The sequence below is a fragment of the Tateyamaria rhodophyticola genome (assembly GCF_047777875.1).
Lineage (GTDB): Bacteria > Pseudomonadota > Alphaproteobacteria > Rhodobacterales > Rhodobacteraceae > Tateyamaria.
In genome coordinates this window covers 2113521-2128851 of record NZ_CP180519.1, presented here as the reverse complement: position 1 = coordinate 2128851, position 15331 = coordinate 2113521, and the positions used below count along the sequence as shown (strand labels likewise).

Sequence of the window (15331 nt, the reverse complement as noted above, 5' to 3'; positions counted from 1 at the left end):
ACTGCCCATGACCGATCTCGCCCCCATGCGCCGCGCGCTGATTTCCGTTTCCGACAAGACCGGATTGGTGGATTTTGCCACAGCGCTTGCACGGCATGGCATAGCGCTTTTGAGCACGGGCGGCACGGCCCGCACCCTGCGCGAGGCGGGGTTGGATGTGCAGGACGTGAGCGACGCCACCGGGTTTCCCGAGATGATGGATGGCCGGGTCAAGACATTGCACCCGGTTGTGCATGGCGGTCTGCTGGCACTGCGCGGCAACGCCGAACATGTCGCCGCGATGGAGACGCATGACATCGCCCCCATCGATCTGGTGGTCGTGAACCTCTATCCGTTCGAGGAAACCGTGGCCAAGGGCGCGGCTTATGACGAAGTCATCGAGAACATCGACATTGGCGGGCCTGCGATGATCCGGTCGGCGGCCAAGAACCACGGGGATGTGACCGTGGTGGTGGATGTCGAAGACTACAGTGTCGTTCTCGAGGCATTGGACACGCACGGGGGTCAGACGCCCTATGCTCTGCGTCAGCGTCTGGCGCAGACGGCCTATGCCCGCACTGCCGCCTATGACACCGCCGTGAGCACATGGATGGCGGCACAGGTGGACGGCACGCCGCGCCGCCGCATCTTTGGCGGGACGCTGGCGCAGGAGCTGCGCTATGGCGAGAACCCGCATCAGGCGGCTGCGTTCTATACCGATGGCAGCGCGCGGCCCGGTGTCGCCACGGCGACGCAGCATCAGGGCAAGGCGCTGAGTTATAACAACATCAACGATACCGATGCGGCGTTCGAGCTGATCAGCGAGTTTGCGGGGCAAGGCCCGGCTTGCGCGATCATCAAGCATGCCAACCCGTGCGGCGTGGCCACGGGTGCGACCTTGCAAGAGGCCTATGGCCGCGCGTTTGACTGTGACCGCACGAGTGCCTTCGGCGGGATCATCGCGCTGAACCAGCCGCTGGACGAAGAGACTGCGCGCGAGATCACCGGCATCTTTACCGAGGTGGTGATCGCTCCGGGGGCGAGCGATGCGGCGATTGAGCTGTTCAAGGCCAAGAAGAACCTGCGCCTGCTGACTACGGGTGGGTTGGCGCAGGCAGATCAGGCCGCGCTTGCCGTCAAGCAGGTGTCGGGCGGATACCTCGTGCAGGACAAGGACGTGGGACGGATCACCCGCGATGATCTGAAGGTCGTGACCAAACGCGCCCCGTCCGAACAGGAACTGTCGGACATGCTCTTTGCCTGGACCGTGGCCAAACACGTCAAATCGAACGCCATCATATACGTCAAGGACGGGGCAACGGTCGGCGTCGGCGCAGGCCAGATGAGCCGCGTGGACAGCACCCGCATCGCCGCCCGCAAGGCGCAGGACATGGCCGAGGCGATCGGCCTGCCCGCGCCGCTGACCCAAGGGTCCGTTGTGGCATCGGACGCATTCTTTCCCTTTGCCGATGGCCTGCTGACCGCGGCAGAGGCCGGGGCGACCGCCCTGATCCAGCCCGGCGGGTCGATGCGGGATGACGAGGTGATCGCGGCAGCGGATGAAGCGGGCCTTGCCATGGTCTTTACCGGCATGCGCCACTTCCGGCATTAAGGACCCCCATGCGACTTTTGTGGATCAGCGCGGTTTTGGCCTTTGGGCTGGATCAGGTATCGAAATACCTGGTGATCCACGTCATGGGCGTGTCCCCGTTCAAATCCATCGACGTCGCCCCACCGTTTCTGCGGTTCATCTATGGCGAAAACCGGGGCATCAATTTCGGCCTCGGCTATGGCATTCCGGTCTGGGGCCTGATCGCGGTTGCGGTGCTGATCTGTGTCGCAGTTCTCTACTGGATGCGGCGTCACCCGCAGCCGCGCCTTGCACAGCTGAGCGCCGGGATGCTGATCGGGGGAGCACTCGCCAATGTGCTCGACCGGCTCGTCTATGGCTATGTTCTGGATTTTCTCAACATGTCGTGCTGCGGCATCGACAATCCGTTTGTGTTCAACGTGGCCGATATATTCATCTTTGCCGGTGCCTTTGGTCTCGTGTTCTTTGCCCAAGAGGGCAAGACGCGGGAAAAGGGTGCGTGACATGGGGTGCCAAGCTGCGATAATGCGGGGCAACGACAAGAGGAATGCACCATGCGGCTGATCGCCTTTGCCCTTGCGGCGGTGACCTTGCTGAGCGCCTGTGGCGAGCCCAACCTGCGCAATCTGCGCAGCCAGGGCGATGGCCCGGACGACTTCACGATTGTGCCTGCCAAGCCGCTGGAAGAACCCACCAGCTATTCCGCGCTGCCAGAGCCAACGCCGGGCGGGAGCAACCGCACGGATCAGCGCCCGCTCGAGGATGTTGTCGCAGCACTTGGCGGTCAGGCCACGTCGCCCACCGCAGCCATCCCGGGACGCGACGCCGCGTTGGTTAACCACACGGGCCGCTTCGGGCGCGAGGCGGGCATTCGCAGCACGCTGGCCACCGCTGACCAGCGGTTCCGCGACCGTCAGCGTCGCCTGACAAATATCCGCATCTTCCGCGAAGACGTGTATGCGCAGATCTACCGCCGCCAGTCGCTTGATCCCGCGCGCACTGCCGAGCAGTTCCGCCGCGCCGGTATCCCCACACCCTCCGCGCCGCCCCCGCGCCGTCGCCGGCGCTGATCCAACGCGGCATCCTCACGAATGTGCCAGCACCGCTTGAACGCGGGGCGGGTCGCCGTATTTGTTAGTGAGCGACACGAAATGTCAGGACTTGCCATGATCCGTTTGCGCGCAACGCTTGGTGCGTTTGCCCTTTCCACATTGTCCCTTGCGCCCGTGCAGGCGCAGGAGGAAGCGGTGTCTTCCTTCACGCTCGACAATGGTCTTGAAATCATCGTGGTTGAGGACAACCGCGCGCCCGTGGTGCAGCACATGCTGTGGTATCGCGCAGGGTCTGCCGATGAACCCGTGGGATCGTCCGGCGTGGCGCATTTCCTCGAACACCTGTTGTTCAAGGCGACCGATACGCTGGAAGACGGTGAGTTTTCCGCGGTGGTTGCCGCCAATGGCGGGCGGGACAACGCGTTCACCAGCTACGACTATACCGCGTATTTCCAGCGCGTTGCATCGGACCGTCTTGGACTGATGATGCAGATGGAAGCGGACCGGATGCGCAACATCAACTTTACCGATGAAAACGTGGCGACAGAACGTGACGTGATCCTCGAGGAACGCAACCAGCGCACCGACAGCAACCCCCGCGCCCTGTTCGGCGAACAGATGAATGCCGCGCAATATCTCAACCATCGCTACGGCGTGCCGATCATCGGCTGGCGCCACGAGATGGAGACGTTGGACAAGGCCGACGCGCTTGGCTTTTACAACACGCACTACTATCCGAATAACGCCATTCTCGTGGTGTCCGGCGATGTGCAGGCCGAAGAGGTGCTGGCGCTGGCCGAAGAGCACTATGGCAAGATCCCCGCGAACCCCGACCTGCCCGAACGCGTGCGCAGCGCGGAGCCACCCCAGACCGCGGAACGTCGCCTGATCTACCGCGATGCGCGCGTGGCGCAGGAATATGTCAGCCGCTCCTACCTCGCGCCTGAGCGTGATCCCGGTGATCAGCGGGCCGCTGCGGCGCTGACCCTGCTGGCCGAGGTGCTGGGCGGGGGGCAGACCAGTTTCATGACCGAAAAGCTGCAATTCGAGACGCAGAAGGCCGTGTTTACCGGCGCGTTCTACCGTGGCGTTTCGCTGGATGACACGACGTTCGACGTGGTGATCCTGCCATCACCAGGCGTGAGCCTGCAAGAGGCCGAAGAGGCGATGGACGCCACGCTGGCACAGTTCCTCGTCGAAGGGTTCGATGTCGAAGAGCTGGACCGGATCAAGTACCAGCTGCGCGCCAGCCAGATCTATGCCCGCGATGATGTGGACCGCATCGCGCGGCGCTACGGGGCGGCGCTGTCCGTTGGCCTCACGGTCGAGGATGTGCAGGCGTGGCCCGACATCCTGCAATCCATCACCCGCGAAGAAATCATGGACGCGGCACGTCAGGTTCTGAACCGCGATGCGTCCGTGACCGGCTGGCTGACCCGCCCTGAAACCAACGAGGTGACCCAATGACCCGTTTTGCGTTTGCGCTGATCCTGTCGTTCCTTGCCAGCCTGCCGGCCCGCGCCGAGGTACAGATCGAAGAAGTGGTCAGCCCCGGTGGCATCACCGCGTGGCTGGTGCAGGAGCCGTCGATCCCCTTCATGGCGCTGGAACTGCGGTTCCGGGGCGGTGCCTCGCTGGACAATCCCGACACGCGCGGGGCGATCAACCTGATGACCGGCCTTCTCGAAGAGGGGGCTGGGGATCTGGATGCGCGTGCCTTTGCCCGCGAACTTGAAGGGCTGGCGGCGTCGGTGGAATATGACATCGGTGTCGATGCCCTGTCCGTATCCGCGCGGTTCCTGACCGAAAACCGGGACGAGGCCGTGGCGCTGGTCCGGTCGTCCCTGATCGAGCCCCGGTTCGATGCAGACGCGATTGACCGGGTGCGGGAACAGGTGCTGACGGGACTGCGGTCCGATGCCAAGGACCCCGGCCGCATTGCACGCAGCGCGTTCAGCGAGATGGCCTATGGCGACCATCCTTATGCCTCCAATTACCGCGGCACGCTGGACAGCGTTGCGGCGCTGACGCGCGATGATCTTGTGGCTGCGCACGCGGCCGTGTTTGCGCGCGACCGTCTGTATGTCGGGGCCGTCGGGGATATCACACCCGAAGAGCTTGGCCCGCTGCTGGACACCCTGTTGGGCGCATTGCCGGAAACAGGCGCGCCACAGCCCGGTCCCGCGCCGGTGAATATCAAAGGTGGCACAACCGTTATCGACTTTGACACGCCCCAGTCGGTCGCCATCTTTGGTCAGCCGGGGATCGAACAGGATGACCCGGATTTCTTTGCGGCGCGGGTGTTGAACCAGATCCTCGGCGCAGGCGGGTTCGAAAGCCGCCTGATGACCGAAGTGCGTGAGAAACGCGGGCTGACCTATGGCGTCTATTCCTTCCTCGTGCCGCGCGATCATGCCGCCACGTTGCAGGGTCAGGTTGCATCGGCCAATGACCGCGTCGCGGACGCTGTGACTGTGATCCGGGACGAATGGGCGCGCGCCGCAAATGACGGGTTCACGCAGGAAGAGGTGGACGCGGCCAAGACCTTTGTGACCGGCTCCTATCCCCTGCAATTTGACGGCAACGGGCCCATTGCGCGGATCATGGTGGGCATGCAGATGCTGGGCCTACCGATTGATTACATCGCCACGCGCAACGACAAGGTGAATGCCGTGACGCTTGACGATGTGAACCGCGTGGCTGCCGAATTGCTGACACCCGACGCGCTGCATTTTGTGATCGTCGGCCAGCCGGACGGGCTGGAGACGACCAACCCCGACGGCTAGGTCCGTTCGATGGCGATGGCGGTGCCTTCGCCGCCACCGATGCAGATGGCCGCGATGCCCCGCTTTAGCCCGCGCCGCTCCAGCGCGTTCAGGAGCGTGACCATGATGCGCGCGCCCGACGCCCCGATCGGGTGACCAAGCGCGCAGGCCCCGCCGTTCACATTGACCACGTCATGATTGAGGCCCATTTCCCGCATGAAGGCCAGCGGGACCACGGCAAAGGCTTCGTTCACCTCCCACAGGTCGACATCGTCCTTGGTCCAGCCGATACGCTCCATCAGCGCGCGGGCGGCGGGCACCGGCGCCGTGGTGAAAAGGCCCGGCGCCTGCGCATGGCTGGCATGGCCAACGATGCGTGCACGGATGTTCATGCCTTGCGCCTCTGCCGCGCGTTCCGACGCCAGAACAAGCGCCGCCGCCCCGTCCGAGATGGATGACGCGTTGGCCGCCGTCACCGTACCGCCGTCGCGGAACGCCGGTTTCAGGTGCGGGATCTTTTCAGGGCGCGCGGTGCCCGGTTGTTCATCTTCGGCCACGACAACATCGCCCTTGCGGGTGCGGATCGTGACCGGGCTGACCTCATCGGCAAAGGCACCGCTGGCAATGGCCTCCTGCGCGCGGGCCAGCGACGCCAGCGCATATTCATCCTGGACATCGCGTGTGAATTGATAGGTTTCGGCGCAGTCTTCGGCAAAGGTGCCCATCAAACGCCCTTTGTCATACGCGTCCTCCAGCCCGTCGAGGAACATGTGATCCACCACCTGCCCATGGCCCAACCGCGCCCCGCCGCGCATTTTGGGCAAAAGATAGGGCGCGTTCGTCATGCTCTCCATCCCGCCGGCAACCATCGTGGTCGCGTGGCCCAGCGCGATCTGATCAAATCCCATCATCGCGGCTTTCATGCCCGACCCGCACATCTTGTTGAGCGTGGTGGCTGGCACCTCTTCGCCAAGCCCCGCGGCAAACCCTGCCTGCCGTGCCGGTGCCTGTCCCTGTCCGGCGGGCAGCACGCAGCCCATCAGCACCTCGTCCACCGTTTGAACCCGCGCATCCGCGAGCGCGGCAGCAATGGACATGCCACCCAGCTGCGCAGCACTCAGGCCGCTCAAGGCCCCCTGAAAGCCACCCATGGGCGTGCGCGACGCCCCTGCAATAACCACGTTTTCCATATCCCGGCCTCCTGCTTTGAGCGCTGCAACAGATTGGTAAGGTTTGCGCTCTAAGCAATGGGTAACGCAGGCAAGCATGAGGCGCAAAGATGGAGTTGAGCAGTCAGACCAACGGTGATCTGCAAATCGTCGCGGTCAACAGCGCGCGGATTGATGCGGCTGTCGCCATTGAGTTCAAGGATTCCATGCGGCAGGCCACCGATACACCCTGTCCGACGGTCATTCTGGACCTGAGCGCGGTGGAATTTATCGATTCGAGCGGTTTGGGCGCAATTGTCGCCTCGATGAAGCATATGGGGCAGGAGCGGCGGCTGGTACTGGCCGGGCTGACCCCTACTGTCGACAAGGTGTTTCGGTTGACGCGCATGGACAGTGTTTTTGGCGTCTTTCCAACCCTTGAAACCGCGTTGGATGCGCATGCTGCATAACGGAACCCTGAACATGCCCGCCCCGCACACCCCGACAGACGTTGAAATCTCGATCACCAGCGGAGAGTTCGCAGTGCGCGAAGCGCTCGCCTCACTGTTGGAGGCGCTCACCCCGCTGGGGCTCGATCTTGAGGAAAAGGGCACGATTGAGCTGGTCTTGGCCGAAGCGATGAACAACATCGTGGAGCACGCCTATCCCCCCGGCGACACGCCCGGGCCGATCAACGTCTGGTGCAGCAAGCACACCGACGGCTTGCGATTCCGGATCAATGATACGGGTCGCCCGATGCCGGACGGTGTGACGCCGATCGGATTGCCGGTTGATCTCGATGTCGACTTTGTGGATTTGCCCGAAGGCGGGTTTGGCTGGTTTCTGATCAAGGATCTTGCGAAGGACGTCACCTATTGCCGCGTCGGCGACGCAAACCAATTGACGTTCCGCCTCGCCCTCGCAGGCTGAACCGTCAGGCGGCTGGTACGCCAGCGGCTATGATAATTGCTGCGCTGCCAAGGACAGCCAATCGGGCTTGGCGCCTACAGACGCTCCTGTGCCAAACGCCAGCGCTTAACTCCCCGGCTTGGCATGTGTGGTACCTGAAACGCCGCGTCTGTTTGTGGCCTGCAAAACAGGCCGGTGACGGACGGTCCAAAAGATCCTGTGATGGCGGCGCTTCAATGGTGAGTTGCGGGACACACCCATCCGTCTTGGGCCATTTGTAGCGCCATTTTGACAAGCGAAAAAACGACGCCGCGGATTGGATTGACCGGCATTTGAGATCTGTTGTGTCGTCTTGACCAATGTAGCAGGTTAGCGCCCCACCGCCCGCAAGCGTCTGCAATGGCGACGCATCCGCGTTTGGTTGCCGCGCGCACACATCCTTGTCCAGCCGCTTGTAAAGCTGCTCTGATAACCGCAAAACCGCCCCCGGATTGGTGCTTGAGATGTTGGAGGTTTGCCTACGGTCGAAACCGCAAAACGGTCGCCGTCTTTTCACATTCCTGCCCAGATCGAACGTCATACCGTTGCCTGTAGCTGCATATGGCTTCCCTCGGTGTCGCGTGAAATTGCCCCCACCCAGTGCGCGGCACCGAGGCCTTACCCCATATGGACAACTGTGCCCCAGCCACTAGGTTACGCGGGAACAGACGAAGGGGTCCCCAGACATGCGCGATTTTCACTTGCCGGGCCGGTCGGCCGTATTGGCCACGTCTGGTATGTGCGCAACATCCCATCCGTTGGCGGCACAAACGGCCATTGAGACGTTGAAAGCTGGCGGTAACGCGATGGACGCCGCGATTGCGGGCGCAGTTCTTCTGGGCATTTGCGAACCACAAATGACGGGCATCGGCGGCGATTGCTTTGTCCTGTGGTCTGACCCGGACGGCACGATGCACGCGCTCAACGGGTCCGGGCGCGCGCCCGCGGCGTTGAGCGCGGACACGCTGCGCGCAAGCGGGCACAGCACCGTCCCCATTCACAGCGCCCACGCCGTCACCGTTCCCGGTGCCATCGACGCCTTTTGCACGTTGTCGGAACGGGTGGGCACGCTGGGTATCGACCGGCTGCTGGCCCCCGCGATCCACTATGCCGAAACGGGCGTGCCCGTGGCGGCGCGCGTGGCGTTCGACTGGGCCAATGACTCTGGCACGCTGCAAGGCAATGCGCGCGACGTCTATGCACAACGCAAAACCGGCGACCTGTTCTCCTGCCCCCCGCAGGCCGAAGCGCTGCGCCGTATCGCGCAACAGGGACGGGATGGGTTCTACGCTGGCGAAGTGGCCGAGGATATGGTGGCCAAACTGCGCGCCATGGGTGGCCTGCACACGATGGACGACTTTGCAGCGACCGCGGCCACGGACACGACCCCGACGCAGAGCGACTACAACGGCGTGACCCTGTTCGAGCATCCCCCAAACGGGCAAGGCGCCACTGCGCAGTTGATGCTGAACATTCTCAAGCATTTCGACATCGCGGGCATGGACGCATGGGGCGCGGACCGCGCACATATCGAGGCCGAAGCAGCAAAACTGGCCTATGACGCACGCAATCGGTTTCTGGCGGACCCCGATCACACCACACATCTCGACCACATGCTGGCGCCGGAAACGGCGGCACAGCTTGCCGCGCTCATTGATCCAAAGCGGGCGATGGACAGTCCCGCACAGCTCAGCGAAGCGGTGCACAAGGATACGATCTATATCACCGTCGTGGACCGCGACCGCATGGCCGTGTCGCTGATCTATTCGATCTATCACGGGTTCGGGTCCGGCATCGCATCGGACAGGTTCGGGATCCTGATGCAGAACCGTGGTGCCGGGTTCACCCTGGAACAGGGTCACGCGAACGAATTGCAGGGCGGCAAGCGCCCCATGCACACGATCATCCCCGGCATGCTGGCCCGGAACGGTAAACCGTACATGCCGTTTGGCGTCATGGGCGGGGCGTACCAGCCCAACGGGCACGCGCGCTTTGTCTCGAACCTCACGGATTTCGATCTGGACCCGCAGGCCGTCATCGATGCCCCCCGCGCGTTTTCGGATGCGGGCGACATGAAGGTCGAGCGAGGGTATTCAGACGCGGTGCGCGCAGAGCTTGCCGACAGGGGGCACAACGTCAGCGTGCCAGACACCGCCATTGGTGGCGCGCAGGCAATCGCGATCCATGACAACGGCACGCTCGAAGGGGCAAGCGATCCGCGCAAGGACGGGTGCGCGTTGGGCTACTGAGGCGTCACAGGCTATCGTTGAAGTACAACGCATCGCCTGCCCCATGAGCGGCGAAGGTCATGAGCGGTTTGACAGTCTCTCGAACCGCTGAGGGGTCAATTCAGCTGGAAGTGCAGCGGGTATGACCCATCCTCGAACGGGCCGAACAGGTCCGGAATGTCCGGGTGGTCGACCGGCTGACCGGAATAGTCCGCCACAAGGTTCTGCTCGGACACATACGCCACATAGTAGCTTTGGTCATTTTCAGCGAGCAGGTGATAGAACGGCTGCGTTTTTTTGGGTCGGCTGTCCTCTGGGATCGCCTCATACCATTCGTCGGTGTTGGAGAATTCGGGGTCCACGTCAAAGACAACACCGCGAAACGGGTGCTTCTTGTGACGGACAACCTGGCCCAAGTGATATTTTGCGCGCGTACTCAGCATAACATTGCGCCCCCTACCGGTCGTGACTACACGGTGCAAGGGACAATTGTCCAACATTTGAGCACGAATTCGCTGGAAACAGTCTGTGAACCTAGCCGTAACAGTATTGGAAATCGTCGCCCCCGTCTTTCTTTTGGCGGCGATCGGGTTTGCATGGGTGAAGGTCGGGTTGGAGTACCGGATCCAGTTCGTCACACAACTTGCCATGACGCTCAGCGTGCCGTGCCTGATCTTTGTCTCGCTGATGCAGACACAGATTGATCCCGCGGCGCTGACGGCCCTGTCGGCGGCGGCGGTGATGGCTTACGGCGCGGTCACGCTCGCCTGTCTGGCGCTGGTGCATGTGCTGGGGTTGGAACGCCGAACCTATGCCGCACCGCTGATTTTTGGCAATACGGGCAACCTCGGCCTGCCGCTGGCGCTCTTTGCCTATGGGGAGGTCGGGTTCAGCTATGCGATCATCGTGTTCGCGATCATGGCGATCTGGTCCTTCACCTACGGCATTTCGCTGGTGGCGGGCAGTGGCGCGCTGACCAAGGTGCTGCGCGAGCCGTTGGTGTGGGCCACGCTGCTGGGTGGGTTGTTCATGGTGCAGGGCTGGGAGACGCCGGTGTTCCTCACCAATACGCTCGAACTGATCGGGCAGATGGCAATTCCGCTGATGCTGATCACGCTGGGGGTTGCGGTGGCGCGCCTGTCGCCCAAGGGGATGATGCGCGCCGCCGTCCTTTCGGCGGTCAAGCTGATCCTGTGCGTCGGTATCGCGTGGGTCGTGGGCCGTTATTTCCAGCTTGAGCCGATAGCCTTTGGCGTGCTGGTTCTGCAGGTTGCGACGCCGGTGGCGGTGACGTCGTATATGTTGGCGGAAAAATACGGCGCTGCGGCACAAGATGTGGCCGGTCTGGTGGTGGCCTCCACCATGATGTCGGTCGCCGCCTTGCCCCTGCTCCTCGCGCTCCTCCTTTAAGAAATCGTGATTTCCAAAGGGCGCATTTTCCGCTAAACTTTCAAAAAAACATAACAAGGCGAGTGAGGCAGATGAGCAAACTCTTTCGCGCTTTGGCACTGGTACTTTTGGCAGCGAGCTGTGGTGGCGGTTCGGGGACATCCCCGCGCAACCTCGACAACGCCTGTTCCATTGTCGGCGAGCGCCCGGAATACCTAAGGGCCTTCAAGGCCACGGAACGCAAATGGGGTGTGCCAGTGCATGTGCAGATGGCCACCATCTACCAGGAATCCAAGTTCAAGTCGGACGCGCGCACGCCGTTCCGCTATGCCGCCGGGGTCATTCCCATCGGGCGGCAGTCCAGTGCATTTGGCTACAGCCAGGCGCTGGACGGCACGTGGGACGAATATGTGCAGCAACAAGGCAAGCGCAGCGCCCGCCGGGACCGCATCCGTGATGCGACGGATTTCATGGGCTGGTACATGGCTGAAACCGAACGCCGCCTTGGAATTTCAAAGACCGACGCGCGCAACCAGTACCTCGCCTATCACGAGGGGCGCTCGGGCTATGCCCGCGGCAGCTACCGTGCGAAATCGTGGTTGGTCCGTGTGGCGGGCGAAGTGGACCAAAGGTCCGTCATGTACGCGCGCCAATTGCGCAGCTGTTAATCAAAAAGGCCGGGCATTGCGCCCGGCCTTTTTTTACTCAGTTCCCGCGGCTTGGCGGCTGAAACAGTCGGTTGGACAGGTTGCCGCCCTTTTCCAGCGCGCCCAGCACGACCGTGGTCGATCCACCGCCGCTGTCATTGACCACCCATTGACGCAGCTCGACCGGGTTGCCCGTAAACTTCATCTGGATGTTGCCATATTCGGGGTGTTCAGGGTCCTGCGCCGTCACAACCGTCGCTGTGCCATCAAAGCTGTGTCCGGTGACCATGTTCGCCTGTGACAGGTTCACATTCCGCGCCAGGATCAGCGACAGGGGCGTCCGGCGCAGGGGATATGTCTCCGGCGGCTGGTTCGACTTGGGATCCACAATATAGACCGCATTCGCGCTCGCCAGGATCAGGGCCGCATTCGGGTCGTCATATTCGAACCGCATCCGCCCGGGCCGCTTCAGCAGCAATTTGCCAGTGTTCACCGATCCATCATCATTGATCTGGGTGATCGTGGCCTGCGCCGTCTTGAGATCGTTGAGGTAGGATGAAATCGCCGACAGAGGCAGCTTTTCCGCCATGGCCGCCGGGGCCATCGACAGCGCCAGCACCGCACCGATCACACGTTTCATGAATACCATACCACTCGCATCCTTTGCATCATTGGTCTTGGCTTAACCATATAGGGCCAAGACCGTTGATATGCGATAACAGCGGGCGCTTTACTGCTCAGGAACGAGGATCTCGCGCTTGCCCACGTGGTTGGCACTGCTGACCACGCCTTCGTCCTCCATCTGCTCAACGAGGCGGGCGGCCTTGTTGTAACCGATGGCCAGCTTGCGCTGAATGTAAGAGGTCGAACATTTGCGATCCTTGATGACGATGGCCACCGCCTGATCATAAAGCGCGTCTTCGCCATCCGTGTTGCCGCCAAGGCCAAGGACAGCGTCGATATTGCTTTCCTTGTCCTCATCCGGCCCGTCCACGACACCCGACACGTAATCCGGCGCGCCAAAGGCCTTGAGGTGGTTCACGATCTCTTCGACTTCTTCATCGCTCACAAACGGGCCGTGGCAGCGCGTAATCTTGGCCCCGCCCGCCATATAAAGCATGTCACCCATGCCCAGCAGCTGTTCGGCGCCCATCTCTCCCAAGATCGTACGGCTGTCGATTTTCGACGTCACCTGGAAGGAAATCCGCGTGGGGAAGTTCGCCTTGATCGTGCCGGTGATCACATCCACGGACGGGCGTTGTGTTGCCATGATCAGGTGGATACCCGATGCCCGCGCCATCTGTGCCAGACGCTGAATGCAGGCCTCGATCTCCTTGCCCGCGACCATCATCAGGTCGGCCATCTCGTCCACGATCACGACGATGTACGGCATCGCCTCGGGCGCGAATTCCTCGGTCTCGAAAATCGGATCCCCGGTTTCATCGTCAAACCCGGTCTGCACCGTGCGGCTAAACATCTCGCCCTTGGCCAGCGCATCCTTCACCCGGCCATTGTAGCCGTCGATGTTGCGCACGCCCATCTTGGACATCTTGCGATAGCGTTCCTCCATCTCGCCCACGACCCATTTCAGGGCCACGACCGCCTTTTTCGGGTCGGTCACAACGGGCGACAGAAGGTGCGGAATGCCGTCATAGACGCTGAGTTCCAGCATCTTGGGGTCGATCATGATCAACCGGCATTCCTCGGGCGTCAACTTGTAGAGGAGCGACAGGATCATGGTGTTGATCGCCACCGACTTACCGGACCCGGTGGTCCCGGCGATCAGAAGGTGAGGCATCTTGGCAAGGTTCGCGACCACAGGATCACCGCCAATGTCCTTGCCCAGGGCAAGCGGCAGCTTCTGATTGCCATCGCCAAAATCACGGCTGGCCAGGATTTCGCGCAGGACAACCTTTTCGCGGTTCTCGTTGGGCAGTTCGATCCCGATCACGGACCGTCCCGGCACGGTCGACACACGGGCCGACAGCGCCGCCATGGACCGTGCGATATCGTCTGCCAGACCGATCACCCGGCTGGCCTTGAGACCCGGTGCAGGCTCCAGCTCGTACATGGTGACCACGGGGCCGGGACGGACCGACACGATCTCGCCCTTCACGCCATAGTCATCAAGCACGGTTTCCAGCATCCGGGCGTTTTCTTCCAGCGCCTCGTCACTCAGGTGGTGCCGCTGGATCGAGGTCGGGCTTTCCAGCAGGTTCAGCGGCGGCAACTCAAACCCGGGATGCGTGTCCTCGAATTTCAGCTTTGGCTGCGCCTCAAGCTGCGCGCGGGTGCTGGGTTGGACCGGCTTGCGCGTGGGTTGCTGCACGACCTTTCGGGGCTCCGGCGTGGGGATGCGCGGGGCCACAGGGGCCGCAACAGGCTCGGGCGTTTCGAAATACGCCATGTCGTCATGATCAATCACGGGCTCTTCTGCGGCCAAGGGCTGTGCCGCGGCCAGAGGCTGTGCCGCAATTGGTGCAGCCGTCAAAGGTGGTTCAGGCGGCAAACCGACCCGCGGACCGGTGTCCGCGATCAGAGGCTCCGGGCCACGGCCGCGGCCACGTGTGAGCGGGGCAACCGCCTCAACCCGCACAGCTGGATTGGCGCGCACGCGTGATTTGATGACGTCCGTAATCTTGGCGCTGATGCGCGCGTCACTTGGCGCTTCGGCCTCGGGCGCGTGCGCGGTTTCGACCCATTCGGGTTCCGGCATCACATCGGGCGGCGTTTCGGCCCGCTTGATCAGCGCGGGCATCCGCGCCAGCAATCCGGGCTTTTCCTCCGGCATGGGTGCATCGTCAAGGAATTCAGGCATCGCGGGCACGCTCTGCGCATAGGCTTCGGCCTCAGCGGCTGCGGCGGCCCGTTCCTCACGGCGCGCCGCCTGACGTTCCTGCATGCCGCGCGCCAACGCGGCCGTCCCGGACGCGCTGCGCCCCAGCAGAGCCATCAGCGCGGCATAGGTCACAACCAGCCCCACCAACAGGAACCGTGCAACACGCACGATCTCAGCGCGGGTAAAGCCCAGCACAAACGCACCAAATACCAACACACCCGCAGCCATCAAAAGCGACATCAGCTTGACCGCAAAGCTCGACCCAAGCGGCAGAACCGCCAGCATCATCGCCAGAACGGTGTCACCACCGCGACCGCCCAAGCCAAACGCATGGGTCGCAACCCATTCCGCACCTGGCTGCAAAGTAGAGGCGTAAACGGCAGCAAACGCCACGAAAATCGGCGCGAAAATCAACCGCTCCAGCGCGCGCTCCTGCCCCCGGTGCAGCGCAAAGCGCGCGCCCCAGACCATCAGCACCAGCGCAAAGGCAAACATGCCCCACCCGCCGATCAGGAACAGAGGTGCGGCAATCGACGCGCCCGGACGCCCCAGCCAATTCTGCACCGGCGCATCCGTCGCCGCGATCCAGCTGGGATCCGCAGGGGTATAGCTGAGCATCAGCGCTGCGGCGAGCAGGCCCACCACAAAAAGGCCAATACCCACCAGCTCACGCCCCCGGCGCTCCAGCGCCATACTGGTGTTTGGATCAAAAAGCGGGTCACGCCGTGTCTGAAATGCCATGCCT

14 protein-coding genes are annotated in these 15331 nt (G+C 62.6%); 10 read left to right on the top strand and 4 right to left on the bottom strand.

Translation table 11 applies throughout. From position 1 onward, the window contains the following. The first annotated feature begins 7 nt into the window (after positions 1–7). The 5 genes from purH (at position 8) to ACERHN_RS11970 (ending at position 5408) form a co-directional block, all read left to right on the top strand. Positions 8–1591, top strand: a complete 1584-nt coding sequence (gene purH, locus ACERHN_RS11990; RefSeq protein ID WP_415919260.1) for a bifunctional phosphoribosylaminoimidazolecarboxamide formyltransferase/IMP cyclohydrolase — start codon at positions 8–10, stop codon at positions 1589–1591. An 8-nt stretch (positions 1592–1599) separates the two neighbouring features. Continuing rightward, positions 1600–2073: a signal peptidase II gene (lspA, locus tag ACERHN_RS11985; protein WP_415919259.1), complete on the top strand. Its 474-nt coding sequence runs from the start codon at positions 1600–1602 to the stop codon at positions 2071–2073. Between the two features lie 51 nt (positions 2074–2124). Next, a complete protein-coding gene (locus tag ACERHN_RS11980) occupies positions 2125–2640 on the top strand; it encodes a DUF3035 domain-containing protein (RefSeq protein ID WP_415919258.1) in 516 nt (171 codons plus the stop codon). A gap of 96 nt (positions 2641–2736) precedes the next feature. Beyond that, positions 2737–4089, top strand: a complete 1353-nt coding sequence (locus ACERHN_RS11975; RefSeq protein ID WP_415919257.1) for a M16 family metallopeptidase — start codon at positions 2737–2739, stop codon at positions 4087–4089. Further along, complete coding sequence (locus tag ACERHN_RS11970) at positions 4086–5408, top strand: M16 family metallopeptidase (protein WP_415919256.1); 1323 nt, start codon at positions 4086–4088, stop codon at positions 5406–5408. Before ACERHN_RS11975 ends, ACERHN_RS11970 begins: the two co-directional genes overlap by 4 nt. Here the strand turns inward: ACERHN_RS11970 and ACERHN_RS11965 are convergent. Further along, positions 5405–6577, bottom strand: a complete 1173-nt coding sequence (locus ACERHN_RS11965) for a thiolase family protein (RefSeq protein WP_415919255.1) — start codon at positions 6575–6577, stop codon at positions 5405–5407. The two genes, ACERHN_RS11970 and ACERHN_RS11965, sit on opposite strands and share 4 nt — an antisense overlap. An 89-nt stretch (positions 6578–6666) precedes the next feature. Between ACERHN_RS11965 and ACERHN_RS11960 the strand changes: the two genes are divergently transcribed. From ACERHN_RS11960 to ACERHN_RS11950, 3 genes are all read left to right on the top strand, one after another. Beyond that, on the top strand, positions 6667–7005 hold the full coding sequence (locus tag ACERHN_RS11960; protein WP_415919254.1) for an STAS domain-containing protein: 339 nt from the start codon (positions 6667–6669) through the stop codon (positions 7003–7005). Then, positions 6995–7465, top strand: a complete 471-nt coding sequence (locus ACERHN_RS11955; RefSeq protein WP_415919253.1) for an ATP-binding protein — start codon at positions 6995–6997, stop codon at positions 7463–7465. Before ACERHN_RS11960 ends, ACERHN_RS11955 begins: the two co-directional genes overlap by 11 nt. A 704-nt stretch (positions 7466–8169) precedes the next feature. Further along, positions 8170–9732 (top strand): gamma-glutamyltransferase family protein, encoded by a 1563-nt coding sequence (locus tag ACERHN_RS11950; RefSeq protein WP_415919252.1) that lies wholly within the window; start codon positions 8170–8172, stop codon positions 9730–9732. A 95-nt stretch (positions 9733–9827) separates the two neighbouring features. Here the strand turns inward: ACERHN_RS11950 and hspQ are convergent, their stop codons facing one another. Beyond that, positions 9828–10154, bottom strand: coding sequence for a heat shock protein HspQ (gene hspQ, locus ACERHN_RS11945; protein ID WP_415919251.1), 327 nt, complete (start codon positions 10152–10154; stop codon positions 9828–9830). A gap of 85 nt (positions 10155–10239) precedes the next feature. Between hspQ and ACERHN_RS11940 the strand changes: the two genes are divergently transcribed. Both ACERHN_RS11940 and ACERHN_RS11935 read left to right on the top strand, forming a co-directional pair. Beyond that, on the top strand, positions 10240–11121 hold the full coding sequence (locus ACERHN_RS11940) for an AEC family transporter (protein WP_415919250.1): 882 nt from the start codon (positions 10240–10242) through the stop codon (positions 11119–11121). Positions 11122–11192: 71 nt separating this feature from the next. Then, on the top strand, positions 11193–11768 hold the full coding sequence (locus ACERHN_RS11935) for a lytic transglycosylase (RefSeq protein ID WP_415919249.1): 576 nt from the start codon (positions 11193–11195) through the stop codon (positions 11766–11768). 37 nt (positions 11769–11805) lie between these two features. On the opposite strand, the gene ACERHN_RS11930 is transcribed toward ACERHN_RS11935, so the two are convergent. Beyond that, a complete protein-coding gene (locus ACERHN_RS11930) occupies positions 11806–12387 on the bottom strand; it encodes a LolA family protein (RefSeq protein WP_415919248.1) in 582 nt (193 codons plus the stop codon). 90 nt (positions 12388–12477) lie between these two features. Continuing rightward, positions 12478–15327: a DNA translocase FtsK 4TM domain-containing protein gene (locus tag ACERHN_RS11925; RefSeq protein ID WP_415919247.1), complete on the bottom strand. Its 2850-nt coding sequence runs from the start codon at positions 15325–15327 to the stop codon at positions 12478–12480. Positions 15328–15331: the final 4 nt, after the last annotated feature.